Source organism: Paractinoplanes ovalisporus (assembly GCF_016834655.1).
In the GTDB taxonomy this organism is placed as follows: Bacteria; Actinomycetota; Actinomycetes; order Mycobacteriales; family Micromonosporaceae; genus Actinoplanes; species Actinoplanes ovalisporus.
Genome location: NZ_JAENHP010000040.1, coordinates 1 through 26265 on the forward strand (window position 1 = coordinate 1; position 26265 = coordinate 26265).

Annotated in this window: 27 protein-coding genes; 9 read left to right on the top strand and 18 right to left on the bottom strand. The window is 70.4% G+C overall.

From position 1 onward, the window contains the following. On the top strand, positions 1-237 hold a 237-nt coding region (locus JIG36_RS52990), incomplete at its 5' end, for a hypothetical protein (protein ID WP_236050107.1). 536 nt (positions 238-773) lie between these two features. On the opposite strand, the gene tyrS is transcribed toward JIG36_RS52990, so the two are convergent. Next, positions 774-2030, bottom strand: a complete 1257-nt coding sequence (gene tyrS, locus JIG36_RS50020; RefSeq protein ID WP_438870819.1) for a tyrosine--tRNA ligase — start codon at positions 2028-2030, stop codon at positions 774-776. 212 nt (positions 2031-2242) lie between these two features. On the opposite strand from tyrS, the gene JIG36_RS50025 reads away from it, so the two are divergent. Beyond that, positions 2243-2992, top strand: coding sequence for a polyphosphate kinase 2 family protein (locus JIG36_RS50025; protein WP_203384011.1), 750 nt, complete (start codon positions 2243-2245; stop codon positions 2990-2992). A gap of 7 nt (positions 2993-2999) precedes the next feature. Here JIG36_RS50025 and JIG36_RS50030 read toward each other — a convergent pair whose 3' ends face one another. Continuing rightward, the gene (locus JIG36_RS50030) at positions 3000-3890 is read right to left on the bottom strand and encodes a LysR family transcriptional regulator (RefSeq protein WP_203384012.1); all 891 of its coding nucleotides are present in this window, start codon (positions 3888-3890) and stop codon (positions 3000-3002) included. A gap of 67 nt (positions 3891-3957) precedes the next feature. Between JIG36_RS50030 and JIG36_RS50035 the strand changes: the two genes are divergently transcribed. After that, a complete protein-coding gene (locus JIG36_RS50035; protein WP_203384013.1) occupies positions 3958-5340 on the top strand; it encodes an MFS transporter in 1383 nt (460 codons plus the stop codon). Between the two features lie 101 nt (positions 5341-5441). Here the strand turns inward: JIG36_RS50035 and JIG36_RS50040 are convergent, their stop codons facing one another. The 3 genes from JIG36_RS50040 to JIG36_RS50050 are packed head-to-tail and all read right to left on the bottom strand — an operon-like array spanning position 5442 to position 7228. Then, positions 5442-6095, bottom strand: coding sequence for an adenylate kinase family protein (locus tag JIG36_RS50040; protein WP_203384014.1), 654 nt, complete (start codon positions 6093-6095; stop codon positions 5442-5444). A gap of 10 nt (positions 6096-6105) precedes the next feature. After that, the gene (locus tag JIG36_RS50045; RefSeq protein WP_203384015.1) at positions 6106-6699 is read right to left on the bottom strand and encodes a hypothetical protein; all 594 of its coding nucleotides are present in this window, start codon (positions 6697-6699) and stop codon (positions 6106-6108) included. Between the two features lie 52 nt (positions 6700-6751). Next, positions 6752-7228 carry a type II toxin-antitoxin system PemK/MazF family toxin gene (locus JIG36_RS50050; RefSeq protein ID WP_203384016.1) on the bottom strand — a complete coding sequence of 159 codons (477 nt, stop codon included), beginning with the start codon at positions 7226-7228 and terminating at the stop codon, positions 6752-6754. A gap of 135 nt (positions 7229-7363) precedes the next feature. Between JIG36_RS50050 and JIG36_RS50055 the strand changes: the two genes are divergently transcribed. Next, positions 7364-7948 (top strand): nucleotidyltransferase domain-containing protein, encoded by a 585-nt coding sequence (locus JIG36_RS50055; protein ID WP_203384017.1) that lies wholly within the window; start codon positions 7364-7366, stop codon positions 7946-7948. Here the strand turns inward: JIG36_RS50055 and JIG36_RS50060 are convergent. From JIG36_RS50060 to JIG36_RS50070, 3 genes are all read right to left on the bottom strand, one after another. Beyond that, a complete protein-coding gene (locus tag JIG36_RS50060; protein WP_236050124.1) occupies positions 7941-8684 on the bottom strand; it encodes a CAP domain-containing protein in 744 nt (247 codons plus the stop codon). The two genes, JIG36_RS50055 and JIG36_RS50060, sit on opposite strands and share 8 nt — an antisense overlap. 112 nt (positions 8685-8796) lie before the next feature. Further along, on the bottom strand, positions 8797-9006 hold the full coding sequence (locus JIG36_RS50065) for a DUF397 domain-containing protein (RefSeq protein ID WP_203384019.1): 210 nt from the start codon (positions 9004-9006) through the stop codon (positions 8797-8799). Further along, the gene (locus tag JIG36_RS50070; RefSeq protein ID WP_203384020.1) at positions 8999-9874 is read right to left on the bottom strand and encodes a helix-turn-helix domain-containing protein; all 876 of its coding nucleotides are present in this window, start codon (positions 9872-9874) and stop codon (positions 8999-9001) included. The genes JIG36_RS50065 and JIG36_RS50070 overlap by 8 nt, the downstream gene beginning before the upstream one ends. Positions 9875-10065: 191 nt before the next feature. On the opposite strand from JIG36_RS50070, the gene JIG36_RS50075 reads away from it, so the two are divergent. Continuing rightward, positions 10066-10863 (top strand): SAM-dependent methyltransferase, encoded by a 798-nt coding sequence (locus tag JIG36_RS50075; protein ID WP_203384021.1) that lies wholly within the window; start codon positions 10066-10068, stop codon positions 10861-10863. Here the strand turns inward: JIG36_RS50075 and JIG36_RS50080 are convergent. After that, complete coding sequence (locus JIG36_RS50080) at positions 10825-11781, bottom strand: hypothetical protein (RefSeq protein ID WP_203384022.1); 957 nt, start codon at positions 11779-11781, stop codon at positions 10825-10827. The genes JIG36_RS50075 and JIG36_RS50080 overlap by 39 nt on opposite strands. Before the next feature lie 65 nt (positions 11782-11846). On the opposite strand from JIG36_RS50080, the gene JIG36_RS50085 reads away from it, so the two are divergent. Together JIG36_RS50085 and JIG36_RS50090 are read left to right on the top strand one after the other, a co-directional pair. Next, positions 11847-12467 (top strand): DNA-3-methyladenine glycosylase, encoded by a 621-nt coding sequence (locus JIG36_RS50085; protein ID WP_203384023.1) that lies wholly within the window; start codon positions 11847-11849, stop codon positions 12465-12467. 11 nt (positions 12468-12478) lie between these two features. Further along, a complete protein-coding gene (locus JIG36_RS50090) occupies positions 12479-12991 on the top strand; it encodes a hypothetical protein (RefSeq protein WP_203384024.1) in 513 nt (170 codons plus the stop codon). A 4-nt stretch (positions 12992-12995) separates the two neighbouring features. On the opposite strand, the gene JIG36_RS50095 is transcribed toward JIG36_RS50090, so the two are convergent. The 4 genes from JIG36_RS50095 to JIG36_RS50110 are packed head-to-tail and all read right to left on the bottom strand — an operon-like array spanning position 12996 to position 16854. Continuing rightward, the gene (locus JIG36_RS50095; RefSeq protein ID WP_307873245.1) at positions 12996-13811 is read right to left on the bottom strand and encodes an ABC transporter permease; all 816 of its coding nucleotides are present in this window, start codon (positions 13809-13811) and stop codon (positions 12996-12998) included. Continuing rightward, positions 13808-14641, bottom strand: a complete 834-nt coding sequence (locus JIG36_RS50100; RefSeq protein WP_307873246.1) for an ABC transporter permease — start codon at positions 14639-14641, stop codon at positions 13808-13810. Before JIG36_RS50100 ends, JIG36_RS50095 begins: the two co-directional genes overlap by 4 nt. A 1-nt stretch (position 14642) precedes the next feature. Further along, positions 14643-15845: an ABC transporter substrate-binding protein gene (locus tag JIG36_RS50105; protein WP_203384025.1), complete on the bottom strand. Its 1203-nt coding sequence runs from the start codon at positions 15843-15845 to the stop codon at positions 14643-14645. Then, the gene (locus JIG36_RS50110) at positions 15835-16854 is read right to left on the bottom strand and encodes an ABC transporter ATP-binding protein (RefSeq protein ID WP_203384026.1); all 1020 of its coding nucleotides are present in this window, start codon (positions 16852-16854) and stop codon (positions 15835-15837) included. The genes JIG36_RS50105 and JIG36_RS50110 overlap by 11 nt, the downstream gene beginning before the upstream one ends. A gap of 223 nt (positions 16855-17077) precedes the next feature. Here JIG36_RS50110 and JIG36_RS50115 point away from each other — a divergent pair, with 223 nt between their 5' ends. Further along, a complete protein-coding gene (locus JIG36_RS50115) occupies positions 17078-18532 on the top strand; it encodes a PucR family transcriptional regulator (RefSeq protein ID WP_203384027.1) in 1455 nt (484 codons plus the stop codon). On the opposite strand, the gene JIG36_RS50120 is transcribed toward JIG36_RS50115, so the two are convergent. The 5 genes from JIG36_RS50120 to JIG36_RS50140 form a co-directional block, all read right to left on the bottom strand. Beyond that, positions 18494-19027, bottom strand: coding sequence for a GNAT family N-acetyltransferase (locus JIG36_RS50120; protein WP_203384028.1), 534 nt, complete (start codon positions 19025-19027; stop codon positions 18494-18496). The two genes, JIG36_RS50115 and JIG36_RS50120, sit on opposite strands and share 39 nt — an antisense overlap. A gap of 69 nt (positions 19028-19096) precedes the next feature. Continuing rightward, on the bottom strand, positions 19097-20077 hold the full coding sequence (locus JIG36_RS50125) for a permease prefix domain 1-containing protein (RefSeq protein WP_203384029.1): 981 nt from the start codon (positions 20075-20077) through the stop codon (positions 19097-19099). After that, positions 20074-20433, bottom strand: coding sequence for a PadR family transcriptional regulator (locus tag JIG36_RS50130; protein ID WP_203384030.1), 360 nt, complete (start codon positions 20431-20433; stop codon positions 20074-20076). The genes JIG36_RS50125 and JIG36_RS50130 overlap by 4 nt, the downstream gene beginning before the upstream one ends. Positions 20434-20627: 194 nt before the next feature. After that, on the bottom strand, positions 20628-22604 hold the full coding sequence (locus JIG36_RS54570) for an elongation factor G (protein WP_203384031.1): 1977 nt from the start codon (positions 22602-22604) through the stop codon (positions 20628-20630). Between the two features lie 130 nt (positions 22605-22734). Beyond that, positions 22735-24174: an MFS transporter gene (locus tag JIG36_RS50140; protein ID WP_307873247.1), complete on the bottom strand. Its 1440-nt coding sequence runs from the start codon at positions 24172-24174 to the stop codon at positions 22735-22737. Between the two features lie 132 nt (positions 24175-24306). On the opposite strand from JIG36_RS50140, the gene JIG36_RS50145 reads away from it, so the two are divergent. Then, positions 24307-26262, top strand: coding sequence for an ATP-binding protein (locus JIG36_RS50145; RefSeq protein WP_203384032.1), 1956 nt, complete (start codon positions 24307-24309; stop codon positions 26260-26262). The last annotated feature ends 3 nt before the right edge of the window (positions 26263-26265 follow it).

Genomic DNA, 26265 nt, shown 5'->3' on the forward strand with positions numbered 1-26265 from the left:
AACTGTGGAAAAAATGTCCCGGCAGTTAAACAACTGCCAAAGGAATCACCCACCGAACCTGAACCCTCCGAAGAAGGAAACAAGCCGGCCGGGGTATTACTTAATTGGCACTGGCTTATCAAGCACCTTGTTGAGTTCTCAAAGAACAACCACACCCGGTTGACTGCCCCGGGGCACTCGCTCAACTTTACTTGGGCTTTTCCTTCTCGTCAAACCCGGTTAATTTCCCGGAAATGACCTTCAGGAACTGCTCAAGCCCGCAGAAATCTACGCCAGCTATTGCTGAAGCTTTTCTCTGGGGTCCTCCAGGACGGCCGCTCCGGACCTCCGAGGAGTTCCGTTCGCTCGCCCGTCTCCCTGGCGGCTCCGAAAACATTACAGGCCCCCGGCCCGAGCACCAAATCGGCCCCCTGCGAGCCACGTCACAGGGGGCCAATCAAGATCAAGACCACCACCCCAACCCACCCTCCCAGGGGGCCCCCTCGATCCATTGTCCTCGGGTTGGGGGCCCTCGAGGGATGTCGACGGGTGGGGCTGTGGATAGCCGCGAAGGCTGTGGACAGCGCTGGGACGGTGAGCAAGTTGTGCTAGGCGATGCCCACAGCTGCGAGCGCCGGGGGCAAGACCCACGCTCGGAAGGTGAAGAAGCTGCGCCAAGCGCTGCCCACAGCTACGCGGGCCGGGGACAGCGCTCGGAAGGTGAAGAAGCTGCGCCAAGCGCGGCCCACGGCTGTAAAGGCCATGGACAGCGCTGGGGACGTGAAGAAGTTGGGCTAGGCGGTGTAGGCGATGCCGGCGAACGTTCGCTTTCCGCGACGTAGGACCAGGAACTCTCCGTGCAGCAGAGAGCTGGTCTCGGGCACGGCCTCACCGTCGATGATGCGCACGTTGTTCGCGTAGGCGCCGCCCTCGGTGATGGTTCGCCGGGCCTCGTTCGCGCTTGCCACCAGGCCCGACTCCTTGAGCAAGGTTGTGTAGTTGGGCATCTCGCCGCGTACGTCAAGGAGCCCGGCCTCGCCCAACGCCGCGCGCAGGGTGTCGGGCGAGAGCTCGTCGAGGGAACCCCGCCCGAACAGGGCCTGACTGGCCGCGATCGCCTGGGACGCCTCGGCCGGGCCGTGGACCAGGGCGGTGATCTCCTCGGCCAGTGCGCGCTGGGCCAGGCGGGCCTGGGGACGGTCGGCGGTCGCCTTCTCGAGCTCTTCCAACTCCTCGCGGCTCTTGAAGCTGAAGAACCGCAGGTAGTTGTTGACGTCTCGGTCGTCCGCGTTGATCCAGAACTGGTAGAACGCGTACGGCGTGGTCATCTCGGGGTCGAGCCAGATCGCTCCGCCCTCGCTCTTGCCGAACTTGGTGCCGTCGGCTTTGAGGACCAGCGGCGTGGTGAAAGCGTGCACCGGTCCGGCTCCGCGGCGCCGCACGAAGTCGACGCCGGCGGTGATGTTGCCCCACTGGTCGGAACCGCCGAACTGCAGCGCGCAGCCGTGCCGCTCGTGCAGCTGGTAGAAGTCGTTGGCCTGCAGCAGCTGGTAGCTGAACTCGGTGAAGCTGATGCCGCTCTCGAGGCGGTTGCGCACCACGTCGCGGGCCAGCATCTTGTTGACCGGGAAATGCTTGCCGACGTCGCGCAGGAATTCGATGACCGAGGTCGGACCGGTCCAGTCGAGGTTGTTGACCAGGGTGGCCGCGTTGTTTCCCTCGTACGTCACGAAGGGCGCGAGCTGGGTGCGGATGCGCTCGACCCAGCCCGAGACCACCTCGGGCGAGTTGAGCGAGCGCTCGCTGGACTCGCGCGGGTCGCCGATCTGGCCGGTCGCGCCGCCGACGAGCAGCAGCGGGCGGTGCCCGGCCAGTTGGAGCCGGCGAGCGGTCATGACCTGCATGAGGTGACCGACGTGCAGGGACGCGGCGGTGGGGTCGAAGCCCACATAGAACGTGATCGGCTCACCGGTGAGTGCTTCGGCCAGGGCGGCCGGGTCGGTCGAGTCCTGGATCAGTCCGCGCCATGTCAGGTCGTCTACGAGAGTCACCAGCAAAGTGTCCCGCATGGCTCCACAACCGGGACACCGGGTTTCGAACGCGCAGGCCGGCGCCCCGAGAAGGAGCGCGCGGCGCCCCGAGAAGGAACAGGCCGGGCACCGCGAGAAGGAGCGGGCCCGGCGCCGCGAAAAGCGGAGAGCGGAATGCGGAAAGGGCAGGACCCGGCGGTGCGAAACGCGAAGAACAGGACCATGCTGTACGGATGAGTCGCCTGGGTAGCGGTGCACCGCCGATCGAGATCTCGAAGAAGAAGGCTGTCGCCCGTCTCGAGGAGGCGCAGGAACGCCTGTTGCGGCTGCGCCTGATCCTCGGCGGTCAGATCGCCGAGCAGAAGATCGGCCCGCCGCTGACCTGTGTCTTCGAGGGCTGGGACGCCTCCGGCAAGGGCGGTGCCATCAAGCGCCTGGTCGCGCCGCTCGACCCGCGGTTCGTACGCGTCTCCCAGTTCGCGGCGCCCACGTACGACGAGAAGCGGCACCATTTTCTCTGGCGGTTCTGGCCGAAGCTGCCGGGCTGGGGCGGCATGGCCGTCTTCGACCGCTCCTGGTACGGCCGTGTGCTGGTCGAGCGGGTCGAGGGGTTCGCGACCAAGGAGCAGTGGTCGCGGGCGTACAACGAGATCGTCGAGTTCGAGCGGACGCTGGTCGCCGAGGGGATGATCATCGTCAAGTTCTGGATGCACGTGGACGAGGACGAGCAACTGCGCCGCTTCGAGGACCGGGCCGGCGACCCCTTGCGGCAGTGGAAGCTGACCGAGGAGGACTGGCGTAACCGGGAGAAGCGTTCGGCCTACGAGGACGCCGTACGGGAAATGCTCGAACGCACCGACCCGACGTGGGCGCCCTGGCACGTGATCCCCGGCAACGACAAGCACTACGCCCGGCTGGCCGTGGTCGAGACGGTCTGCGAGGCGATCGAGGCCGAGCTCAAGAAGCGCGGCCGCGAGGTCTGACCCGCGATCAGGAGGCGACCGCCTCACGGACGACCGAGCGCAGCCACGAATGCGCGCCGTCGGCGTCGTAGCGCTGGTGCCAGGCCATGCCGATCTCGATCGGCGGCAGGGGCATCGGCGGGTCGAGCGCGACCAGCCCCAGCGACTCGAGGGTGGCCGCGCCGAGCCCCCGGGGCATGAGCCCGACCAGGTCGGTGCGGGCCACCACCAGCAGTCCGGCCGAGAAGGTCGGCACCACCATCGCGACCTGCCGGCGCAGCCCGTGCTCGGCCAGGTCGTCGTCGACCGGGCCGGTGAGCTTGCCCCGGCGGGAAGCGCTGACGTGCGCCGCCGCGGCCAGACGGGGCCGGGTCAGGCGGCCGGTGGCGAGCGGGTGCCCGGCCCGCACCACGACCGCCATCGTGTCGGTGACCAGCGGTTCGACCCGGATCTCGGGCGGCGGCCGGTGGATGACGCCGATGTCGAGGTCGGCCGGCCCGTCGCGGAGCTGGGCGGCGTCGGCGGTCGGGGTCTCACCGAGGAAGCGCAGCACGACCTGGGGCGCCACCGCCCGTACGCGGGCCAGCAGGTCGGGGCCGAGCGAGATGGCGGCGTCGGAGGCGAGCACGGTGAAGGTGCGTTCGAGCCGGCCCAGGTCGGGCTCGCCGGGCGGGGTGAAGACGGCCTGCGCCCGCTCGACCAGGGCGTGCACCTCGGCCCGGATGGCCTGGGCCCGCGGTGTGGGCACCATCGCGCGGCCGGAGCGGACCAGGATCGGGTCGCCGATGGCGGCCCGGATGCGTCCGAGGGCCCGGCTGGTCGCCGGCTCGGAGAGGTGCAGCCGCCGGGCCGCGCCGCCGACGCTGCCTTCTTCGAGCAGGGCATCGAGCGCGGTCAGCAGGTTCAAATCTAATTGCACGAAGCGCAACCTTCACATGTGAAGCATGCATTTGACGTTAGGTATGGCCGATCCTAGCGTCGATCACGTGAGAACGAACCGAACCCTCCCGCTGATGTGCGCGACCGTCCTGGTGCTCCAGGCCCTGGTCGCGGCCATCAATCTGGCGTTGCCGCAGCTGGCCGCGAGCGCCCTGCACCCGACCGGCGGTCAGCTGGTCTGGATCGTCGACACCTACGTGCTGGCATTCGCCGCACTGCTGATCCCGGCCGGTGCGCTCGGTGACCGGATGGGCCGCAAGGGTGTGCTGATCGCCGGTCTGCTGCTGTTCGCCGGGGCCAACCTGGTCAGTGCGTTCGCGCCGTCGGTGGGCGTGCTGCTGGCCGGGCGGGCGCTGGCCGGGGCGGGGGCGGCGATGGCCCAGCCGGCCACTCTGGCGCTGCTGCTGCACCACAGCCGGCCCGAGCGGCGCCCGCACGCGATCGCGTTGTGGACCACGTTCCTCGGGCTCGGCGGCATGGTGGGCAACCTCGTGGCGGGCGCGGTGCTGCACTGGGCCGGCTGGCCGGTGCTGTTCGCGGTCTTCGTGCCGGTGGCGCTGCTGCTCGCGGCCGGGGTGGCGCTGGCGGTGCCCCGGGTTCCGCGCCACCCCGCGGCCCTCGATCCGGTCGGCGCGACACTGCTCACCGGCGGTCTGTTCGCCCTGCTCTTCGGCATCATCGAGGGTCCGGAGCGCGGCTGGGGCGACGTCGCCGTGCTGGGCGGGTTCGCGGCCGGCCTGCTGTTGATCACTGCGTTTTCCGCGTACGCCTTCCGGACCGCCAACCCCCTGCTCGACCCGCGCGTGTTCCGGTTGCCGACCGTGCGGGCCGGTGCCCTGGGCGTCGGTGCCGGCTTCCTGGCGCTGTTCGGGCTGTTCTATGTCAACGCCCAGTTCCTGCAGGAGGTCAAGGGCTACTCGACGCTGGTCACCGGCGTCGCGATCGCACCCCTGGCCGTCGGCATGGGCCTGCTCTCGCGCCGGGCGGTTCCGCTGACCGAGCGGTTCGGCGCGCGGCGCATGATCGGGGCCGGGCTTGGCGTCATCGCCGTCGGCATGCTCGCGCTCTCCACGGCGACGGCGACGACCCCGTACGCCCTCTACGCCGTCTACCTCGTGGTGGTGGCGGCCGGCATGGCCGCCTGTGCCCCCGCCCTGACCGGGGGCATCCTCGCCGGTCTGCCCGCCGACCGGGCCGGCCTGGGCTCGGGCATCAACTCGGCCTCCCGCGAGATCGGGGCCGCGCTGGGCGTGGCGGTGATCGGCACGGTGCTCAACTCCCACGGCGCCCTCGACTCCCCCGCTCACCTCAACGACGGCCTGGCCGTGGGTTACCGGGTGCTCGCCGGAGTGCTGATCGTGCTCGCCGTGACCGTGGTCGCGATGTGGCCGGCACCGGCGAAACAAGAGCCGGAGACGGCAACCGTGTGAGGCCCCCGCGAAGCGAAAGGAACCCGGCCGACGCGGGAGGCCGCCTCGAAGCGGACGAAGGAACCGCCAGGCGCGTGCGGCCCCGGCGGCCGGCGCCAGCCTCAGCCGGCGGGCTTGTACGGCGGCAGGCTCAGCGTCTCGCGGATGGCCTGCTGCACCTCGTCGACCGTCGGCCGGGCGTCGATGTTGTGGACGACCTCCTTGCGGCCGAACAGGTCGAGCACCGGCTTGGTCTTCTCGTGGTAGTCGCGCAACCGGGCCTCCAGGGCCTCGGGGGTGTCGTCGGCCCGGGTGACCAGCTCGTGGCCGCAGATGTCGCAGCGGCCCTCGACCTCGGGCCGGTCGGCGATGAGGTTGTAGTCCATGCCGCAGTTCGGGCAGAGGCGACGGCTGAGCACGCGGCGGCGCACCTCGTCCTCGGGCAGTTCGAGGTGGATGACGGCGTCGATGTCGTAGCTCTCCATGAAGAACTCGGCCTGCCGCCCGTTGCGCGGGAACCCGTCGACCACGAAGCCGTAGTTCCAGTCGTGCCGGTCGAGGCGCTCCCGCACCACCGCCTCGACCAGGTCGTCGCCGACCAGGTCGCCGGCGGACATCGTGCGGCGCACCTGCGCGCCGAGCTTGGTGTGGTTCTGCACGTTCCAGCGGAAGATGTCACCGACGGCGATGTGCACCAGGTCGAGGTCGGCGCAGAGCAGTTCGCTCTGGGTTCCCTTGCCGCTGCCCTGCACTCCCATGATCACGAACTTGCGCATGGTGGCCCTCTCAGTCGGCTGCGCCGATCCGCAGCGGTCCCGGCGCGGGGCGCCCGGTCAGAGTGGTGGGGTCAATGCTCCAGGCGCCCGCCACGGCGAGCACGTCTTTTTCACCCACCAGGACGGTTGTCTCGTCGTTCAGGACACCGGGCAGGCCGGCGTCGCGTTCGGCCGGGTCGGGCTCGCCGTGCCACGACGTGACCTCGCCGGTCTGGCCCACATAGCCGAAGGCGCGGACCAGCTCCCCCTCGGCTGCACGCTGCCAGCGGTGCAACTCGGTGACCCGGTGAGTGGCGAAGAACTGCACCTCGGTGCCGAGCCCGGCCGAGAGCCCGATCACGTCGACCGGCGTGCCGGGACGCATGAGCCACCGGCCGGTGGCGAGCACCCACAGCTGGTCGCGGGCGCCGGGCAGCGGCGGGGTGACGGCCACCCGGTCGTCGGTGAGGTGAGCCAGGTCGATGCCGTCCCGCCACGGCACCTCGCCGAGGTCGCGCAGCCCGAGCGCGGTGATCACGCTCGCGGCGGCGTCGTCCCGGCCGTCGGCACGGACGGCGAGCCAGGCCTGCTTGCCGCCGAAACCGACCATTACGTCCTTATCCATACCCCCAACGCTATCCGGACCGCTCGTGACGCTGTCCAGTGAGCGGGCCCACTCAGCGCCAGCCGTAGTCCTGGCGTAGCCGAGCGGCGATCCGGTCGAACCGCGCCCGCTCCAGGATCGCACCCTCGCGGCGGATGCCGTCGTGGTCGACCTCGATCACCCGATCGAGGCGGATCCAGCTCGGGCGGGACTCGCGGTCCCACGCGCCGGGGCCGAGCGCGAGCCAGTTGCGCTGCCCGTCGCGGTCGCTCTGCGACGACAGCATGAGCGCGAGGACGTCGTGCCCGTCCCGGCCGACCACGAGGACGGGACGGTCCTTGCCCTGGGACGGGTCGTCCTCGTAGGGCACCCAGGTCCACACGACCTCACCCGGGTCGGCGTCGCCGTCCAGGTTCGGCGCGTATTCGATGACCCGCCCGCGGTCGCCGGTCGGAACGTGCCGGGTCTGATGCGGCTGGCGCTGCGCCGGGGCCGGTGCGGGACGGCGGGCAGTCACGCGCTGCAGGAGGGACTTCAGAATCTTGGCCACCGCTGCACCTTAAGGCCTCTCCGATGACCGAGCGCGATCGAAGCGGTTCCCGGCACGCGATCTAAGCGGTGACCGAACGAGAAGGAGGCGGTGGCCGGGCTCGATCAAAGCAGGGCCCAGATCTAGGCTGCCCCCATGACTCCGGACATCGATGCCTGGCAACCGTGGCGGCCCGAGCAGGTCGCCGAGCGGCTGGACGGTGTCGGGGTGCCCTGGTACGTCGCCGGCGGCTGGGCGATCGACCTGCACCTCGGCGGCGGGCTGCGCGAGCACGAGGACCTCGAGATCGCGGTCCCCCGGGAGCGGTTCGAACCGGTCGCCGGGCGCTTTCCCGATCTGGCGTTCTGGGTGGCCGGTGACGGCAAGGTGGTTCCGGCGACGCCGGCCGCGCTGGCCGAGCAGTATCAGACCTGGGCCTACGACACCGCGGCCGACGTGTGGCGTTTCGACGTGTTCCGCGAGCCGCACGACGGCGACACGTGGATCTCCCGCCGCCACGAGAGCCTGCGCCGCCCGTACGGGGAAATGATCCTCACCGACCGCAACGGGATCCCCTACCTCAGCCCCGAGGTGGTGTTGCTGTTCAAGGCCAAGCACCAGCGGCCGAAGGACGAGCAGGACTACGCGGCGGTCGCGCCCCGTCTCACGCCGGCCCAGCGGGACTGGCTTAACCACGCGCTCGGGATCGTGCACCCGGGGCACGCGTGGATCGTCAGTTGACGAAGTCCTGAACCATCCAGGTGACGCCCTTGCCGTCGCGCACGATGCTCAGGCCGATCCGCTTGAGGCCCGGGTTGAGCAGGTTCTTGCGGTGGCCGTCGTTGGGCGGCACCTCGGCCAGCATGCTGTCGGTGAGGCCGTTGGCCGCCTTCACCTGGGCCGAGGCGCTGGCGTCGCTGGAGCCGTAGCCGATGTTCTCGGCCGCGCCCGACCATTTGACGCCCTGGGCGCTGAACCGGTCGCCGATGCCGCCCTCGCCGGGGCACTGGTGCGACAGACCGCAGCCGTCGATCATCTTCTGGTTGTGGATCGCGGCCGCCTTGGACAGGTCGGCGTCGAGCTGGAACGGGGCCAGGCCCTCGTCCTTGCGGGCGGCGTTGATGTGGGCCAGCACCTGCTCGACCACCGTGCCGCTGGTCTCGGGAACGGTCGCCGGCGGCTTGGTCGTCTTCTTCGGCTTGGTGGGCTTGGGCGACGAGGTCTTCTTCTTCGACGGGGTGGGCGACGGCGCCTTCGACGTGGGGGCGGCCGAAACCGTCGCGGAGGGGGTGGCCGACGGCTCGCCGGATGGCGTGGGCGCGAGATCCACCCGCAGGGTCTGCTGCTCCGAGGCCCGGTCGACCGCGGTGTCGGCCTCGGCGTTGCGGGTGATCCCGACGAAGGTGAAGCCTCCCCCGATCACCACGGCCGTGGCTCCGGCCACCAGCGTGTAACGGAAACGGGCGGCGGCGGACATCGGCACGGGAGGGTCACCTCGGGCATGGGGGACAACGCGGCCCTCACTATGCGTCGCCCACCGGCCGTGATCGGCGGCCCTAAGAACTCCTTAAGGTTCGGAACACCGAGATCTAAAGATCCAGGTCGAATTCGCCGTCGCGGACCCCGCCGAGGAACGCGTCCCACTCGGCGTGCGTGAAGACCAGCGCCGCGCCGTCACGGTGTTTGCTGTCACGCACCGCGACGATGCCGGGCAGGTTGACGGCGACCTCGACGCAGTCGCCCCCGTTGCCGCCGCTGCGCTTGCTCTTGTGCCAGATGGCACCGGTCAGGTCAGCCATCGCTCTCCTTGATGATCGCCCCGATGAGATCGTCGGAGTCGGCCCGGGACAACGCGACGGACTCGAGTTCGCCCCAGATCGATTCATAAGTCGTGACTTCGTGGAGCTTATCGAGGTAGAGCGCGCCGGTGAGACTCTCGCAATAGATCGTTGTCGGTTCGGGAGAGGCGGTTCCCACACCGAGGAACTCGAGGATGGTGAACTGTCCGGAACTGGCCGCTTTGTGGGGGCCGGCCGCGAACGGGATCACCCGCACGCTGATGCCCGGCCGGTCCGGCGTGTTGACCAGATGGGCCAGCTGCCGTTGCATACCGAGGGCGTCGGGGATGGCGCGGCGCAGCACCCCCTCGTCGATCAGCACGTCCAGTTCGGGCGCGCGGGGACGCGTACGGGAAAGCAGTGATTGTCTTTCCAGGCGCATGGCGACCGCGTTGTCGACGGCGGCCTCGTCGGCCCCGATCCACTTGCGGAAGATCCACTCGGCGTACTCCGGGCGCTGGAGCAGGCCCGGGATCACGCTCGGGGCGAAGGACCGCAGCCGGCTCGCGGCCTGTTCCATGCCGACGTAGAGCTCGAACCAGGCCGGCACGACATCGCCGTACGCGTGCCACCAGCCCTTCGCCTTGGACTCGTGGGCGAGGCCGATCAGCACCTCGGTGATCCGTGCGGGCGCCCGGTACACGTTGCACATCGCGATGACGTCGTGCTTGCGGACCGGAACCTCACCCTTCTCGATCCGGTACATGCGGGCCCGCGAGAACTCGAGTTCCTCGGCCGCGCCCATCAGGGAGATCCCGGCCTGCTCGCGCAGCTGGCGCAGCAGCCGGCCAACCTGACGGCGGGGGACGGTGGACCCGGTTTCGCTCATCGATCTCCTCTGTCAGGGCGGAACCTGCTGTGCCGAACGAGACAGTTTTCCCGCCTCGATCGAGACAACGAGAATCCCTTTCCGGGAATCTCGCGGCGCCATATATTAAGCCATCTCCATACCTCTCGGTAAGTGTGCAGTTGCTAACGGTAATTCTTTACTCCTGACAAGATCCAATTAGGATGGTTGTCATGACCGACAGGTTCGACTCCGGCACCGCCCACCCGGCCCGCCGCTACAACTACTGGCTGGGCGGCAAGGACAACTTCGCCGCCGACCGAGAGTCCGGTGACCTGCTGGCCAAGTCGTATCCGGCGGCGCGCATCGCGGCCCGGGCCAACCGCGCGTTCCTCGGGCGGGCCGTGCGCTTCCTGGCCGCCGAGGCCGGCATCCGCCAGTTCCTCGACATCGGCACCGGCCTGCCCACCGCCGACAACACGCACGAGGTCGCGCAGGGCGTCGCCCCCGAGTCGCGCATCGTCTATGTCGACAACGACCCGATGGTGATGGCGCACGCGCGGGCCCTGCTCACCAGCACGCCGGACGGCGAGACGACCTATCTCGAGGAAGACCTGCGCAACCCCGAGCGGATCCTCGCCTCGGCCGGGATCCTCGACTTCACCCGGCCGGTCGGGCTGATCCTGGTCGCCGTGGTCCACTTCCTGCCCGGTCAGGAGGAGTCGCTGCGGATCGTGCGCACGCTGGTCGACGCGCTGCCCGCGGGCAGCCACCTGGTGATGTCGCTGGCCACCACCGACCTGCTGACCCCCGAGCTCAAGGCGGCGTGGGACGAGTCCCTGCGTACGGGCCGGTCCGACGTGTACCCCCGCACGCGCGAGGAGTTCGCCGCCTACTTCGAAGGTCTCGACCTCGTGGCGCCGGGGATCGCGCCGGTCGGCGACTGGCGGCCCGACCCGGAGGCCGAGGAGCACCCCACCCCGGTGGAGGCGTCAATCTTCGGCGCGGTCGGGCACAAAAAGGCCGGCTAGGGTCAGCTGCACGGCCGAGATCAGCTCGGCCGACCGGGCGCACGCGGCCTTCGCCCGGTCGAGCGTCTCCTGATAGCGGTGCGGGACCTGCCGCGGGATGGTGGCGGTCACCTGGCGGCGGGACGAGTGCGCGACCGCGATCGTGGAACGGGGCGGGTCGGATTCCTTCAGCGCGGCCCGCAGACGGCGTACGGCCGGGTTGCCCGCCGGGGTCACGTAACCCAGCCGCAGCGCGAGTTGCTCCAGCGTGACCGTGCCCAGGCGGTAGTCGTCGAGCGCGGCCGGGTCGAGGGGCGGACGGGCCCGGCTGCCGCTCGGACGGCGCTTGATCCCGTAGTCGACCAGCAGCTCCCGGACCGCCTCGGCGCTGACCCCGGCCTCCCGCGCGATCTGCGGGCAGCTCAGCCCCTCGTCCTGATAGAGCTTGACGAGCGTGTCGCGGGTCAGCTGGCGGCGCAGCCGCGGGGCCGGTCCGGGCCGGCCGGACGACAGGCGGTAGCGCGCCAGGCGGTAGCGCACCTGACGGGCGGTCGTGCCGGTCAGCGCGGCGACCTGGGCCGCGGTGAACCCCTCCCGGACGACCCAGTCGCGCAGCAGATGCTCGGGCAGCGGGTCTTCGGGCGAGCCGACCACAAAATAGCTGCGGTCGGGAACCAGCACGGCCGCGGTCACCAGCCGTTCCCGCACGCCGTCGGGCGCGAGGCCGGTCTCGGTGGCGATGCGGGAGGTGAGCATGCCGGCCCGCCAGAGAGCGAGCAGGCGTTCCTGCGACAGGAACGGTCCGCCGGTGACGATGCTGTAGCGGCGCAGCCAGCCATAGACGGCGGCACGGCTCAGACCGAGACGGACGCCTATCTCGGCGGCCGGCACACGGTCACGCAGGGCCCACTGCTGGAGCTGATCCGGATCGGGACGCATCGCCACACCCCCGTCCCCATCATGGCCCAGAAGCGCTCCATTTCCGGGTGTGCTTGGCTGATCGGGTGGAGGAAAACTGGCTCGACCTGCCCGCCGCCGAGGTTGACCTGGCTGCCCGGCGTCTGCTCGGGTGGCGTCTGGCGGCCAACGGCGTCACCCTCCGGCTGACCGAGGTGGAGGCCTACAGCGGGCTCGGCGAAGACCCGGCGTCGCACGCGCACCGCGGGATGACCAACCGCAACGCGGTCATGTTCGGGCCGGCCGGGTTCCTGTACGTCTATCAGATCTACGGCATGCACTTCTGCGCCAACATCGTCTGCGGCGAAGAGGGCCGCGCGGCCGCCGTGCTGCTGCGCGCCGGCGAGGTGGTCGAGGGTCTGTCCGTGGCCAGGGAGCGCCGCCCGGCCGCCCGCGGCGACTCGGACCTGGCCGCCGGCCCGGCCAAGCTGATGCAGGTGCTGGCGCTCGACCGGTCGGCCAACGGCACGTCGGTGATCGACGGGACCGGCCCGCTCACCGTGTCGGCGCCGGCCGATCCGCCCGGGGTGATCGAGGCCGGGCCGCGGGTCGGGGTGACCTCGGCCCACGACGTGGCGTGGCGTTTCTGGATCGCGGGCGATCCCACGGTGAGCGCCTACCGCCGGCATTCGGCGAAAACCCGGCGTCGGAGCGTCCCGGACCGCTAGCTTCAGGTCTGATGATCTCGCAGCGGTGGTTGATCGCGGCCGGCGCGATGTGCTCGGCCGGCCTGCTCTGGTCGGTGGTGCTCATCGCGGGCCTGCTGGCGGGCGTGCGCCTGGTGCCGACCGCGGTCGCGGTGGCCGTCGCGGCCGTGCTGACCCTGCCCGCCGTGATCGCCGGGGTGCTCGGCAACCGGTGGTACTACCGGACGACCCGGCCCCGCGTGCGGTGGAGCCTGACCTCGTGGGTGCCGCCGCACGTGCCGCACTGGGCGAGCATGCTGGCCGGGGTCTTCTTCTTCGGCTTCTGGCTCGCCGTCGTGGTGGCCTTCGCCGGGCTCGACGGCCGGACCGACGGGCCGCTCCCGCCGGCCGACCAGGCCCGGCAGCAGGCCCTGGAACAGCAGATCTCGCTGGGCGTGCTGGGGGCGCTGGCCGTGGGCGGGGTGTTCATGACCGGGGCGATCCTGACCCACCACGCCGCCCCGCAGCCCACCGAGACCCAGTCGGCCGGCCAGGCCCTGGCCTGAGCGCTCAGGTGCGGCTCGCGCCCGCTTCCGGGCCGGCCACCCGCTGGGCCAGCCACACCGGCAGCACGGACAGCACGATCAGCACGGCCGCGACCACGTTCACGACCGGCGCCTGGTTGGGGCGGAACAGGTTGTTGAAGATCCAGATGGGTAACGTCTGGATCCCGGGACCGGCGGTGAACGTCGTCACGATGATCTCGTCGAACGACAGCGCGAACGCGAGCAGGCCGCCCGCCAGCAGCGCCGATCGGATCATCGGGAACGTGATGTAGCGGAACGTCTGCCCGGGCGACGCCCCCAGGTCGGCCGACGCCTCCTCGAACGAGACACCGCTGCGGCGCAGCCGGGCCAGCACGTTGTTGTAGACGGTCACCACGCAGAACGTGGCGTGCCCGACGACCACCGAGAACAGGCCCTTGCCGAGACCCAGCGGGGCGATCACCGAGCGCCACGCGCTGTCCAGGGCGATGCCGGTGACGATGCCGGGCAGGGCGATCGGCAGCACGACCAGCAGCGAGACGGTGTCGCGGCCGAAGAACTTGTAGCGCTGCACGGCGAACGCGATCATCGTGCCGAGCACCAGGGCGATCGCGGTGGCGCCGAGCCCGGCCTTCACCGAGGTCCACAGGGCGTCCCGCGCGCCGCCGTTGTTCCACGCGGCCGTCCACCACCGGGTGGTGAAGTCGTGCGGCGGCCATCCGAACGTACGGTCGCCGTTGAAGGAATTGACCAGCACGAGCAGCAGCGGCACATAGATGAAGAACAGGCCGAGCGCCATCACCGCCCGCAACGCCCAGCGCGCCGATGGGGACAGGGTCACAGCTCCTCCAGGGCGCCCGAGCGGCGGACCGCGGTCAGATAGATCACCATGATCAGCACCGGGATGCAGGCGATCGCGGCCGCGAACGGCAGGTTGTTGGCCGCGCCGACGTTGGCGTAGACCAGGTTGCCGATCAGCTGGGTCTTGCCGCCGACGATCTGCACGGTGATGTAGTCGCCCAGCGACAGCGAGAACGTGAAGATCGACCCGGCGAAGATCGAGGGCACCAGGATCGGCAGGACCACTCCGCGGAACGTCCGCCCGGCCCGCGCGCCCAGATCGGCCGACGCCTCGAGCATCGAGTCGGGCAGCCGTTCGAGGCCCGCGTAGATCGGCAGGATCATGTACGGCAGCCACAGGTAGGACAGCACGATGACGACCGCGACCAGACCGTAGCCGGGCGTGCCGATCAGCGAGTCGAGCGGGCCGTCGTTGGCCAGCAGCACCCGCCACGCGTACGCCTTGACCAGGTACGACGCCCACAGCGGGGTGAGGATGGCGATGACCAGCCAGCCCCGCGCCCGCGGCGAGGCCACCTTGGCCATGTAGAACGCCATCGGCAGGGCCAGCAGCACGCAGATCACGGTCACCGCGACGGCCACCCCGAGGCTGCGCAGCGTGACGTTGCGATAGACCTCCTCGGTGACGATGGTCCGGAAGTTCTGCAGCGTGAACTCCCGGACCACCTCCCCGGTGAACCCGTTGACGGCCCAGAACGCGGACACCAGCAGCACGGCCAGCGCACCCAGATAGGCGACGACCAGCCAGAGCATGGGCGCCGAGAGCAGGGCGGCCAGCCGCAACCGCGGGTGCCGGTGGAGAAAGCTCACGCTAGCCCTTGATCGTCGTCCAGGCCTGGGTCCAGGCCGCGTAGTCCTTGCAGGTGACGTCCGTACGCCCGTCGACGCACTGGGCCAGCGGCGTGGTCCAGTACCAGACCTGGTCGAAATAGGCTTCGTCCTCGGCGTGGAACGTCTTGCAGTGGTTCTTGTCGGCGGTCTCGGCGCAGGACAGCTTGTTGGCCGGCGCCTCCCCGAACCACTCGGCGACCCCGGCGTTGGCCTTGGGCGAGATGATGTGGTTCATCCACAGGTAGCCGCAGTTCGGGTGCTTGGCCTTCGACGAGATCATCCACGTGTCGGACCAGCCGGTCGCGCCCTCGCTGGGCAGCACCGCCTCGACCGGCGCCTTGTCGGCCTGGGCCAGGTTGGTGATGACCTGCCAGGTGGTGCCGAGCACGGAGTCGCCGCTCTTGAAGGCCTGCACCTCCTTGGTGTAGTCCGACCAGTATTCGCCGATCAGCTCGTTCTGCTGGGTCAGCAGGTCGGTCGCGGCCTTGAACTGGGTGTCGTCGAGCGCGTAGGGGTTCTTGATGCCGAGGTCGGGCTTGGTCTTCATCAGATAGAGCGCGGCGTCGGCGATGTAGATCGGGGAGTCGTACGCGGTGATCTTGCCCTTGTACGGGGAGTTGGCGTCGAACACCGCACCCCACGAGGTCGGCGCCGGCTTGACCGTGTCGGTGCGGTACATCAGCAGGTTGGCGCCGCGGCCGTGCGGCACGCCGTAGGGCTGCCCGCCGACCGAGTTCCAGGCCTTGTTCTTGAGCCCGTCGAAGACATCGGAGTAGTTCGCGATCAGGTCGGTGTTCACCGGCGCGACGTCACCGCCGTAGATCAGCCGCAGCGACGCGTCACCCGAGGCCGAGACCACGTCGTACTCGCCGGTCTTCATCAGCGTGACCATCTCGTCCGAGGTGCCGGCGACCTTGGTGTTGACCTGGCAGCCGGTCTCCTTCTCGAAGCCGGACACCCAGTCGACCTTGGGATCGGTCGAGCCGTCCTCGACGTAACCGGCCCAGGCGATCACGTTGACCGTGCCCTCACCAGCGCCGAGCGACGCCAGTTTGTCGATCTTGGGGACGCTGAGACCGCCGGGACCCGCCGCCGCGCCCTCGCCGTCGTCACCCCCGCCTCCGCACCCGGCGAGCACGAGCACACCCGCCGCCAGCACCGAGGTCAGCACTCTATGACGCATGGTTCACTCCAATCTCGATCACGTGCTCGTCCTGCCACGTCAGCTGGACTCGTTTCCCCCGCATCTGCGACAAGGTCGATTTCCCCGTACGGCGGTTCTGCTCGACCACGACCATCCGCGCGCCCGCGTCGAGGTCGACCACGAAGCGGGTCACCGGCCCGGCGTAGATCACCTCGGCCACAGTCCCGTTTCCCGCGCCCTCCGTCAGTTCGATCTTCTCGGGACGTACGGAGAAGGTCCCTTCACGACCGATCAGCTGCCGCGCGGCGTCACCCCGGAGCAGGTTGGACGTTCCGACGAACCCGGCCACGAACGGCGTCGCCGGATGCTCGTAGACCTCCTCGGGCGTGCCCACCTGGGCGATCCGCCCGCTGTCGAACACGGCCACCCGGTCGCTCATGGTCAGCGCCTCGTCCTGGTCGTGGGTGACGAAGACGAACGTGATCCCGACGTCGCGCTGGATCTGCTTGAGCTCGACCTGCATCTGCTCGCGCAGCTTGAGGTCGAGCGCGCCCAGCGGCTCGTCGAGCAGCAGCACCCGGGGCCGGTTGACCAGCGCCCGGGCCAGCGCCACCCGTTGCCGCTGCCCACCCGACATCGCGCTCGGCTTGCGCCCGCCGAAACCGGGCAGCCGCACCGATTCCAGCGCGGCCTCGGCACGGGCCCGGCGCTCGCGGCGGGCCACCTTGCGCACCTTCAGTCCATACTCGACGTTCTCGAGGACGCTCAGATGCGGGAACAACGCGTAGTCCTGGAAGACCGTGTTGACGTCCCGCTCGTACGGGGCCTGGCGGGTCACGTCGCGGCCGCTCAACCACACGGTCCCGGCCGTCGGCAGCTCGAACCCGGCGATCATGCGCAGCACCGTGGTCTTGCCGGATCCGGACGGGCCGAGCATCGAGAAGAACTCGCCGTCGGCGATCTCGAGGTCGATCCCGGCCACCGCCTCGACGGCGCCGAACGTCTTGCGTAGCCCGGACAGGGCGATCGCGGGCTCAGTTGTGCTCATGGGCTCACCATCACGAATTCGAGGTCGCCCCGCGGCGCGGGGGCCGGATCGGCCGGCACGCGGGCGGCATGCGACGCCGAGCCGGGGTGGCGGGACGGGTCGGCGACGACAGCACCCCCTCCGCGACGTGTTGCACGTCACCGTAAAGGCGGTGAGTGATCGCGGTAAATGGACAACCATCCAGTCCTTACGCGACATCGTTGTGCGGCAGTACAGTCCCTCAATGAAGCTCCGATTGGCGGATGTCCTCGCCGATCCCGACCTGGGCCTGCGCCTGGTCGACGGCGAACCGGCCGCGCTCAACCAGCCGGTGCGCTGGTGCGCGGTCACCGAACTGGCCGACCCGCGCCCGTTCCTGAGCGGCGGCGAGCTCGTGCTGACCACCGGGCTCAGCCAGACCGAGCCGGCCGCGCAACGGCAGTTCGTGCAACGGGTCGCCGAGCGCCGGGCGTCCGGGCTGGGCTTCGGCATCGGGCTCACCCACTCGCTCATCCCCGACGCGACGATCGCCGCCGCCCGCCAGGCCCGGTTGCCGGTGATCGAGATCCCGTACGCCACCCCGTTCATCGCGGTCGACCGGTTCGTCGCCGACCGGGTGCTCGAGGAGCAGTACGGCCGGTTCGCCGACCTGCTCGACGAGCACGACACCCTGGCCAAGGCATTGCTGTCGGGGCGCGGGCTGGGGGCGCTGATCGAGTCGCTGCACCAGATCCTCGGAGCGCCGGCCATGGTGCTCGACCTCTACGGACGGGTGCTGGCCACGGCGCCGGCCGGTGCGGCCTGGCCGGTCGAGCAGATCCTGTCCGCGGCTCGCGCCAAGGCCACCGGCGAGTCGCCGACCGCGATTCCGGTGAGCGTGGAAGACACCGTGGTGGCCTACCTGTGTTGCCGCCGTCCCCGGCGATCGGCGGACGTCCTGCCGTACGCGGTCTCGCTCGTGGGTCTGGAACTCGCGCGCCGCCAGGCCGAACTGGCCGGCAAGCGACGACTGGCCGGGCAGGTGCTCGAAGACCTGGTGCGCGGGACGATCGGCGCGCCCGAGGCCTCGCGGCGGCTGGCCCCCTTCGGCATCCGCCCCGACGACGAACACGCGCTCGTCGTGGCCGCCGCCTCCTCCCCGCAGGGACTGCTCTCCAGTCCCCCGCTGGCCGGCGCGACCACCGCGGTGTTCGACGACTGCCTGATCGCCGTGCTCGAACCGGGCCGGCCCGCCCGCGAGGCCGCCCGGCAGCTGCACGCCCATCTGGGCCGGCACGGCGGCGAGGTGCGGGTCGGCATCGGCGGCTGGTACACCGGCATGAACGGGCTGCGGTGGAGCTACTACGAGGCGTACGAGGCGATGACCCGTGGGCCCGGCATCAACGAGCGCGAGCAGATGAGCCTGTCCGGGTTGTTGCTGGCCAGTGAGGACGTGCCGTTGCGCGACCTGGCCCGCGACGTGCTGCGGCCGTTGCGCGACTTCGACGCCGCGCACGCCGGGTCGCTGCTGGCGACGCTGCGGGCCTATCTGGACGCCGACGGTTCGGTCGCCACCGTCGCCGACCGGCTGATCGTGCACCGCAACACCGTGCGCTACCGGCTGGAACAGATCGAGCGGCTGACCGGCCGGTCCCTCGCGCGCACGGCCGACCGCGTGCAGCTATGGCTGGCCGTCGCCGCCGCCCGCTTCGACACCTAGCGGCACCCAGTAACGCCGCACCACCCCCACGCTTTCGAGGACGCCGCCGCGGCTCTCGATCGTGCGCGCCGACGCGATGTTGTCGGCCAGGCACGGGATCAGCACCCGGTCGACGTCGAGCACGGCCCGCGCCTCCCGCAGCATCTCCCCCAGCGCCCAGCTCGCCAGCCCGCGCCGCCGCGCCGAGGGCCGGATGCCGTAGCCGATCTGGCCGAGCCCGTTGTCGATCTTGTGGCGCAACGCGATCCCGCCGACGATCCGGTCGCCCTCCACGATCCAGCGCATCGTCGCGTGCCGCCCCTCGGGGCACGGCGTGCCGGTCGGATGCGAGCCCCGCCGGATCCGCTCGACCCAGACGGCAAAACCCTCCGGCGTCCGTACGTCGTCCTCCTCGCCCAGCCCGAAGCCGTCCTCGTGCAGGCCGGGTCCCCATTCGTCGTGACAGTCGAGGAAGGCGTCGTGCAGGCGGGTCGTCGGTTCGATCAGCTCAGGCATGCCGCCACCGTAGGCGCGCGCACGCCGCAGCGCCCCTCGGCGAACCGAAGGGCGCTGCGGGAGGGTGGATCAGCCGGCGGTGTACGTGTTGCCAGTGCCCGGGATCTTGACGCCCAGGCCCTTGCGAGCCTGCTCGGCCTTGCGGGCCACGTCGACGATGTCGTAGACGATGCTCAGTGCGGTCGTGATCATGACGGCCACCGAGATCCAGCCCTCGAGGTCGACATCCGTGCCGTTGAAGCCGCTGAACGCCGGGTTGAAGAAGTGGTCACTGGCCAGCAGGTAGAGGATCACGCCACCGGTGACGACGCCGTGCACCGCGTTCACGGCCGCCACCTGCCGCGTCCAGGCGCCGAGGCGGTAGACCCAGAACGCCCACATCCCCTTGAGGACGACCAGAGCGATCAGCACCGGCCACCAGAACGACCAGTTCGCCGGGTCGAGCAGCGGCTCGTCGGTGAACGTGAACTGCTGCAGCACGATGGCCAGGATCAGCACGGCCGGCCAGACCAGGTTGGCCGCGAACTGCACGCGGGTGAGCGCGCCCGGCTCGTAGCGCGGAAGGTCCTTGGGCGTCCACGGGCGGTTCAGATCGTCCTTGCCGGCGCCGGTCCGCTCGACGATCCAGAAGCCGAGCGTGACCCAGAAGCACATGTGCGCGCCGACCGTGATGATCGTGCCGACCGCCGAGCCGATGACCTCGCCGACGCCGGCGTCCTCGGCCAGCACCTGCACGACCGCCACCACCACGACCACGATCGGCAGGACGATCGTCAGCAGCGCCATCAGCGACCGGCGCCAGACCGGGTAGAGCTCGGGGCCGATCAGATAGTTGGGCCGGTCGGCATAACTGTCGGCCAATCGGTCGGGATCACCGAGCTCGAGCAGCGTGCGCTCGATCGCGGCCTCGCGGGCCTCGCCGGCCTCGATGCGGGCGTCCACCGCGTCTTCGATGGAGGCGCGCAACTCGCGGTCGATGTCGGCGCGCTGCTGCTCGGGCACGCGGCGCAGGGCGGTGAAGACGTAACGGTCGACGAGGCTGGTGGTCATTTGTCGCTCCCGGGGGTCGAGACGGAGTCGGTGGAGAGGTCGCCGATGGCGTCGTCGAGACGAGCCCATTCGGTGCGCAGGGCCTCGGCGACCGCGTCGCCCTGCGGGGTGGTGGTGTAGAACTTGCGCGGCCGGGCCTCGTCGGTGTTCCACGAGCTGGTCAGCAGCCCCTGCGCCTCGAGCCGGCGCAGCAGCGGATAGAGCGTGTTGGCCTCGACCTCGAAACCGGACTCGCTCAACGTCTCCAGCAGTGAATAGCCGTAGCCCGGCGTGCGCAGCACGGTGAGGCTGGCGACGACCACCGTGCCGCGGCGCAGCTCCTGCAGGTGGCTGGCTAGTGTCGCGTCCGTTGTCATGTCCAGAACAATACTGTGTCTCACACACTATGGCAATGCCACACATCAAAGTGCCGAGCAAAACAATGCCTTCGTACGCGACGTCGTGTCCCACAAACACACCGGGGCCGCCCCGGGCGCGCCTCGCGAGCTGCGGAAACACACCGGGCACGTAACGCGGCCGCCGGCCGTGGTGGGTGGTCACCCACGACGCCTCAGAGCCGCAGGCGCCGCTCCACGCGCAGCAGGTACTGCCGGCGGTCCAGTGGGTTGTCGTCCCACCGTTCGCGCGACGGGTAGGGCGGCGGCGCCGGCCGGTAGCTGTCGAACGCCGCCTCCAGCACCCCTTCCCCGCGGGTCAGCCCGGGCACGGCGATCTCCAGCTCACGCAACCGCGCGGCCGGGACCAGCCCCTCGACCACGAAAACCGGACCCTCCACCCGGGACGACTCCAGATAGCGGCCGAACACGCCGAGCGCCGCCCCGAGCGTGTCGGCCGGGCCGTCGAGGCGGAAGCGGTGCAGCGGTTCGCACACGACCGTGCCCGCCCGCGCCAACGCGCTCATCAGCACCAGCGGCAGCAACTTGCGGAAGTCACCGGCCCCGGTCGCGGGCGAGACGAAACCCGTGCGCGTCACCCGGACCCGGACGTCGGTCACCGGCCAGCCGTGCAGACCCTGCGTGAGCGTACGGCGAAGGGTCTCCTCTAGGGCGTCGGCGAAGAACCGCTCCGTCTTGAACAGGTGGATCGGCACCTGCTCGATCGGGACGTCGAGCTCGAACGTCACTCCGGGCGGCCCCGGCTCGACCACCATCTCCAGCGTGGCCAGATAGGGGTTGCCGTCCTTGCCGAGCAGCTCGACGGCGTGGCCCGGGCCGGTGGGCCGCTCGATGTGCAGGACGCTGGTCTCGCGGAAGGCGACCGCGACCCCGTACTCCTCGGCCAGCGTGGTCTCCAGCACTTCCTTCTGCACCTCGCCATAGAGCGAGACGGCCAGTTCCCCGCGCCGGTCGTCCTGGCGCAGCCCGATCAGCGGGTCCTGCTCGGCCAGCTCGGTCAGCGCCGCGTGCAGTTCCCGCCGCTGCCACCCGTGCACCGCCTCGACCACGGTCTCCAGCGTCGGCGGCGCGAACAGCTCGGCCCCAGCGCCGCCCTCTGCCCCCGGCGCCCCGGCCACGTCATCGCCGATCGTGTCGCCGATCCGGATCTCGCGCAGGCCGTGGACCTTGGCGATCTCGCCGGCCGAGACGGACTGCCGTCGCACCGACGCTCCGCCCTCCACACCGTCGATGGCAGTGATCACTCCGTTGGCGTCCGACCCGAACGGAACGTGGTCCCGGACCCGGAGCGTGCCGCCCCGCATCCGCACGTAGGCGATCCGTGCTCCGGCCCGATCCCGCTCGATCTTGAACACGGTGCCGTCCGGCGGATCCGAAGGATCTCCGGAAGCGACCGGCAACAGGTCGGTCAGGCCGTGCAACAGGGCGTCCACTCCGGCCCCGGTGACCGCCGAACCGAAGTAGACCGGGTGCACCTCGACCGACCGCGTGCACGACTGCAGAACGTCACGCAGGACCGCGTACGGGATCGCCTGCTCGTCGCGCACCCAGCGATCCAGCAGAAGCGAGTCGGCGGAGAGGTCGACCAGCCGGGAGACGAACGCAGGATCGGCACAACCGAGCGGATGCGCCGAAGCGCCGGGCGTACCGAGGTCGCGCACGCCGCTCACCGGCACGATGCCGGGCGTCAGCCGGGCCGCGATCTCGCCCAGCACCCCGTCGTAGCGCGCCCCGGCCCGGTCGATCTTGTTGACGAAGATCAGCGTGGGCACGCGGAGGCGGCGCAGGGTGCGCATCAGCACGCGGGTCTGCGCCTGCACGCCCTCGACGGCGGACACGACGAGCACCGCGCCGTCGAGCACGCGCAGGGCCCGTTCCACCTCGGCGATGAAATCCGGGTGGCCGGGCGTGTCGATCAGGTTGACCGTGCGGTCGCCGAGCGGGAACGACGCGACCGCGGTCTTGATGGTGATGCCGCGGCGGCGTTCCAGGGCGAGCGAATCGGTGCGGGTGGTGCCGGCGTCCACGCTGCCGACGGCGTCGATCACGCCGCCGGCGTAGAGCAGGCGCTCGGTCAGGCTGGTCTTACCGGCGTCGACATGGGCGACGATCCCGAGATTGAGAAAGGGCACGCGGAGTCAGATCCTTCGAGGAGACGGCTTCCAACGGGCTGGGCGGGAAACCGTTTCGCATTGCTCCTCCTCCAGAAGACCGGACCTGACTTTCCGGACGCTAGTCCCCTACGGCCGCGGCCGCCTCCGATTAATCACTCACGGCCCGGTCCGCTTCGGGGGCGGGCGAAGCGGTGACCGCGTCGGCCGAGCGCGGGATCAGCGCGGCCAGCACCAGCATCGCCACCGCGACCAGCACCATGCCGATGAAGATGCGGTGGACGGCGTCGGTCAGGCGGGCCGGGTCGACCTCGTCGCTGCCGATGATGGCGTTGGCGATGGCCCCGAACACCGCGGCCCCCAGCGCGCTGCCGAGCGAACGCAGGAAGATGTTGTTCGCGGTCACCACGCCCCGCTCCGACCACCCCACGCTGGACTGGGCCGCGATCAGCGTCGGCGCCGCCGTCAGCCCCATGCCGAGACCGATGATCAGGCAGAACAGCCCGACCGTGAACACCGACGAGTTCTCGTCGAGCAGCAGCAACAGCGCCGACCCGGCCAGCACCAGCGACGTGCCGATCACCGCGCACCAGCGGAACCCGACCCGCAGATAGACCTTGCCGGCCTGGCTGGCCGAGATGGGCCAGCCCAGCGTGAGCGCGGCCAGGGCGAACCCGGCCACGAGCGGCCCCCAGCCGAGCACGTCCTGGACGAACACCGGCACGTACGCGCTGAGCGCCAGCAGGATCGCGCCGACGCCGATCGCCAGCTGGCCGCTGGTGACCAGCAACCGCCGGCGGAACACCCACAACGGCAGCACCGGCTCGGGCGCGCGGCGCTCGACGAAACCGAAGATCACCAGCAGGGCCAGGCCGCCCAGCAGCACGGCCAGGCTGATCGGCGAGTCCCAGGCCCAGGCCTGCCCGCCCTCGAGCACACCCAGGATCACCAGGGTCAGGCCCGCGGTGAGCAGCGCGGCGCCCAGATAGTCGATGACCGGGCGGCCGCGCTGGTGCGTCCGCTCCTGGAACTTGCGCAGGATCATGCCGCCCGCGAGCAGGCACAGCGGGATGTTGACGAAGAAGATCCAGCGCCAGTCGATCCACTCGCTGAACACGCCGCCCAGGGTCGGGCCGACCACCGACGAGACACCCCAGACGCTGGCCACGTATCCCTGAACCTTGGCCCGTTCCCGTACGGAATAGAGGTCGCCGACGATCGTGATCGTGGTCGGCATGATCGCCCCGGCGCCGAGGCCCTGCACGACCCGGAAGATGATCAGCGTGAGCATGCTCCAGGCGGCGCCGCACAGGATCGAGCCGAGCAGGAACAGCCCGATCCCCCACAAGATGACCGGTTTGCGGCCGAAGAGGTCGTTGAGCTTGCCATAGATCGGCACCGACACGGCCTGGGCGAGCAGATAGATCGAGAACAGCCACGGGAACTCGGTGAAGCCGCCGATGTCCTTCACGATCGAGGGCACCGCGGTCGCGATGATCGTCGAGTCGATCGCGATCAGGGCGGTGGACAGCATGACCGCGGCGAGGACGGGCCCGCGCTCGGACCGCAGTCCGACATTGTTCTCCGGCACTCTGTTCACCTACCCCTACCGCCCCGCGAGCGCACGACGGGACCGCCGAGAAGAGTCTGAGATCACCCCGTCCGGGGAGTGATACGCCAAAAGCCGCTCGGGCCGCGATCGGGCGGCCCTAGCCTGACAGCCGTGGCGTGTGTGGTGGTGGCCGAGGACAACCTTGATCATCAGCGGGTGATCGCGGAGGTCGTCCGACGGCTCGGGCACGAGGTGGTGGTCGCGAGCGACGGGCGCGAGGCGCTCGAGGCGGTGATCGACCGCCGCCCCGACCTGCTCGTGGCCGACGTCGACATGCCCCACCTGGACGGGTTGGAGCTGTGCCACGCGGTGCGCGCCGATCCGCGCGTGGCCGCCACCCCGGTCGTGCTGATCACCGCCTACCTGCTGCCCGGCGACCCCCGGCTGGCCTCGACGGGCGCGCTCGCCGTGATCGGCAAGCCGTTCGGGGTGCCCGAGCTGACCGAGGCGCTGCGCACCCACCTCGACGCCGTCCCGGCGCGCATGGCCGAGCCGTCCGTGGCCCCCAGCGACCCGGCCTTCCTGGAGGCGCTGCTCGACACCCTTGACGCCGGGGTCGCCGCATGCGATCGGGACGGCCGCGTGGTGCTGGTGAACCGGGCGATGCGCGAGTTCACCACCGACGGTGTGGCCGACGTGTCGTTCGGCTCGCTGCACGACGACGGGTCGCCGCTGCGCACGCACGAGCGGGCGCTGGCCCGGGCGCTGGACGGCGAGGAGGTCAAGAGCGCCGAGGTGCTGACCCACGACGACCTCGGCCGGCCGCGCTGGTACGCGGTGAACGCCACCCCCGTCCGGGACCGGGAGGGCAAGGTCACGGGCGCGGTCGCCGCCATGCACGACGTGACCACGCAGTACCGCACGCAGCAGTACCAGGACTGCGAGAACCAGGTGCTGAAGGTGATCGCGGACTTCCCGCACGCCAACGACGCCGCCGACCGGATCCTGACCGCGATCGGCGACACCCTGAACTGGCCCTACCTGCGGCTGTGGCTGGTCGACGACATCACCGACCTGCTGCGACCGGCCGGCATCTACACGGCGCCGGGCGAGCGGCCGCTGCCGGTCCCGGTCAGCTTCGCCCGCGGGGTCGGGCTGGCCGGGCGCTGCTGGGAGCAGGCCGAGCTGATCTGGGTGCCCGACCTGCGGTCGCCCGACTCGCCGGTGCTGCCCAGCATGGTCGCGGAGAGCTCCTACCGGGCGGCCGGCGCGGTGCCGGTGCACGGCGGGGACCGGGTCGTGGGTGTGCTGACCTTCTTCTCGTACGCCCGCCAGGAACCCGACCCGGCGCTGGCGGTGCTGCTCACTGGCCTGGCCGCGCTGATCGGCACGTTCCTGGAGCAGCGCCGGGCCGAGGTGCTCGCGCTGCACCTCGCCGCCGCCACCGACGAGTACATCTCGCTGGTCGGCCACGAGTTGCGGACACCGCTCACGTCCATCGGGGCGTACGTGGACCTGATCGCCGAATCCCCCGACGACGCGTCGCTGGGCGAGGTGCGCGAGCTGCTCGACGTGGTGCAGCGCAACAACGCCCGGCTGCGGGACCTGGTCGAGAAGCTGCTCGACCTGGCCGCGCTGGAGTCCGGGCACGCCCAGCTGATGGTCAAGCCGATCGACCTGGCCGAGATCGTGGGGGCCGCGATCGACGCGCTGGTCCCGAGCACGGAGGCCCGGCGGATCACCATCCGCAGCACGTTGCCGCCCCGCCTCGAGATGGCGGGCGACGGCGGCCGGCTGCGGCAGGTGGTGGACGCGCTGCTCGGCAACGCGATCAAGTTCAGCCAACCCGACTCGGTGGTCACGGTGTCGCTGGAGGACGAGCACGGCGAGATCGCGGTGCTGACGATCACCGACCAGGGCATGGGGGTGGCGCCCTCCGAGCAGGCCCGCCTGTTCCGGCGCCTCTACCGCGGCGGCAATGCCCGGCACACCGGGATCCCCGGGGCCGGGCTGGGCCTGGCGCTGAGCCGGGTGGTCGTGGAGCGCCACCGCGGCTCGATCACCCTCGCCTCCCAGGAACAGGCGGGGACGAAGGTGACCGTGCGTCTGCCGCGTAGTCAGGACTGACGG

What these genes read in the sequence shown, in the direction of transcription:
- JIG36_RS50065 (WP_203384019.1), bottom strand. Translation starts at nt 9,006, where the DNA reads ATGGCTGACCTGACCGGTGCCATCTGGCACAAGAGCAAGCGCAGCGGC.
- JIG36_RS50055 (WP_203384017.1), top strand. Translation starts at nt 7,364, where the DNA reads ATGACTCCGGACATCGATGCCTGGCAACCGTGGCGGCCCGAGCAGGTC.
- JIG36_RS50105 (WP_203384025.1), bottom strand. Translation starts at nt 15,845, where the DNA reads ATGCGTCATAGAGTGCTGACCTCGGTGCTGGCGGCGGGTGTGCTCGTG.
- JIG36_RS50060 (WP_236050124.1), bottom strand. Translation starts at nt 8,684, where the DNA reads ATGTCCGCCGCCGCCCGTTTCCGTTACACGCTGGTGGCCGGAGCCACG.
- JIG36_RS50115 (WP_203384027.1), top strand. Translation starts at nt 17,078, where the DNA reads ATGAAGCTCCGATTGGCGGATGTCCTCGCCGATCCCGACCTGGGCCTG.
- JIG36_RS50025 (WP_203384011.1), top strand. Translation starts at nt 2,243, where the DNA reads ATGAGTCGCCTGGGTAGCGGTGCACCGCCGATCGAGATCTCGAAGAAG.
- JIG36_RS50070 (WP_203384020.1), bottom strand. Translation starts at nt 9,874, where the DNA reads ATGAGCGAAACCGGGTCCACCGTCCCCCGCCGTCAGGTTGGCCGGCTG.
- JIG36_RS50045 (WP_203384015.1), bottom strand. Translation starts at nt 6,699, where the DNA reads ATGGATAAGGACGTAATGGTCGGTTTCGGCGGCAAGCAGGCCTGGCTC.
- JIG36_RS50075 (WP_203384021.1), top strand. Translation starts at nt 10,066, where the DNA reads ATGACCGACAGGTTCGACTCCGGCACCGCCCACCCGGCCCGCCGCTAC.
- JIG36_RS50130 (WP_203384030.1), bottom strand. Translation starts at nt 20,433, where the DNA reads ATGACAACGGACGCGACACTAGCCAGCCACCTGCAGGAGCTGCGCCGC.
- JIG36_RS50090 (WP_203384024.1), top strand. Translation starts at nt 12,479, where the DNA reads ATGATCTCGCAGCGGTGGTTGATCGCGGCCGGCGCGATGTGCTCGGCC.
- JIG36_RS50080 (WP_203384022.1), bottom strand. Translation starts at nt 11,781, where the DNA reads ATGCGTCCCGATCCGGATCAGCTCCAGCAGTGGGCCCTGCGTGACCGT.
- JIG36_RS50040 (WP_203384014.1), bottom strand. Translation starts at nt 6,095, where the DNA reads ATGCGCAAGTTCGTGATCATGGGAGTGCAGGGCAGCGGCAAGGGAACC.
- JIG36_RS50110 (WP_203384026.1), bottom strand. Translation starts at nt 16,854, where the DNA reads ATGAGCACAACTGAGCCCGCGATCGCCCTGTCCGGGCTACGCAAGACG.
- JIG36_RS50120 (WP_203384028.1), bottom strand. Translation starts at nt 19,027, where the DNA reads ATGCCTGAGCTGATCGAACCGACGACCCGCCTGCACGACGCCTTCCTC.
- JIG36_RS50125 (WP_203384029.1), bottom strand. Translation starts at nt 20,077, where the DNA reads ATGACCACCAGCCTCGTCGACCGTTACGTCTTCACCGCCCTGCGCCGC.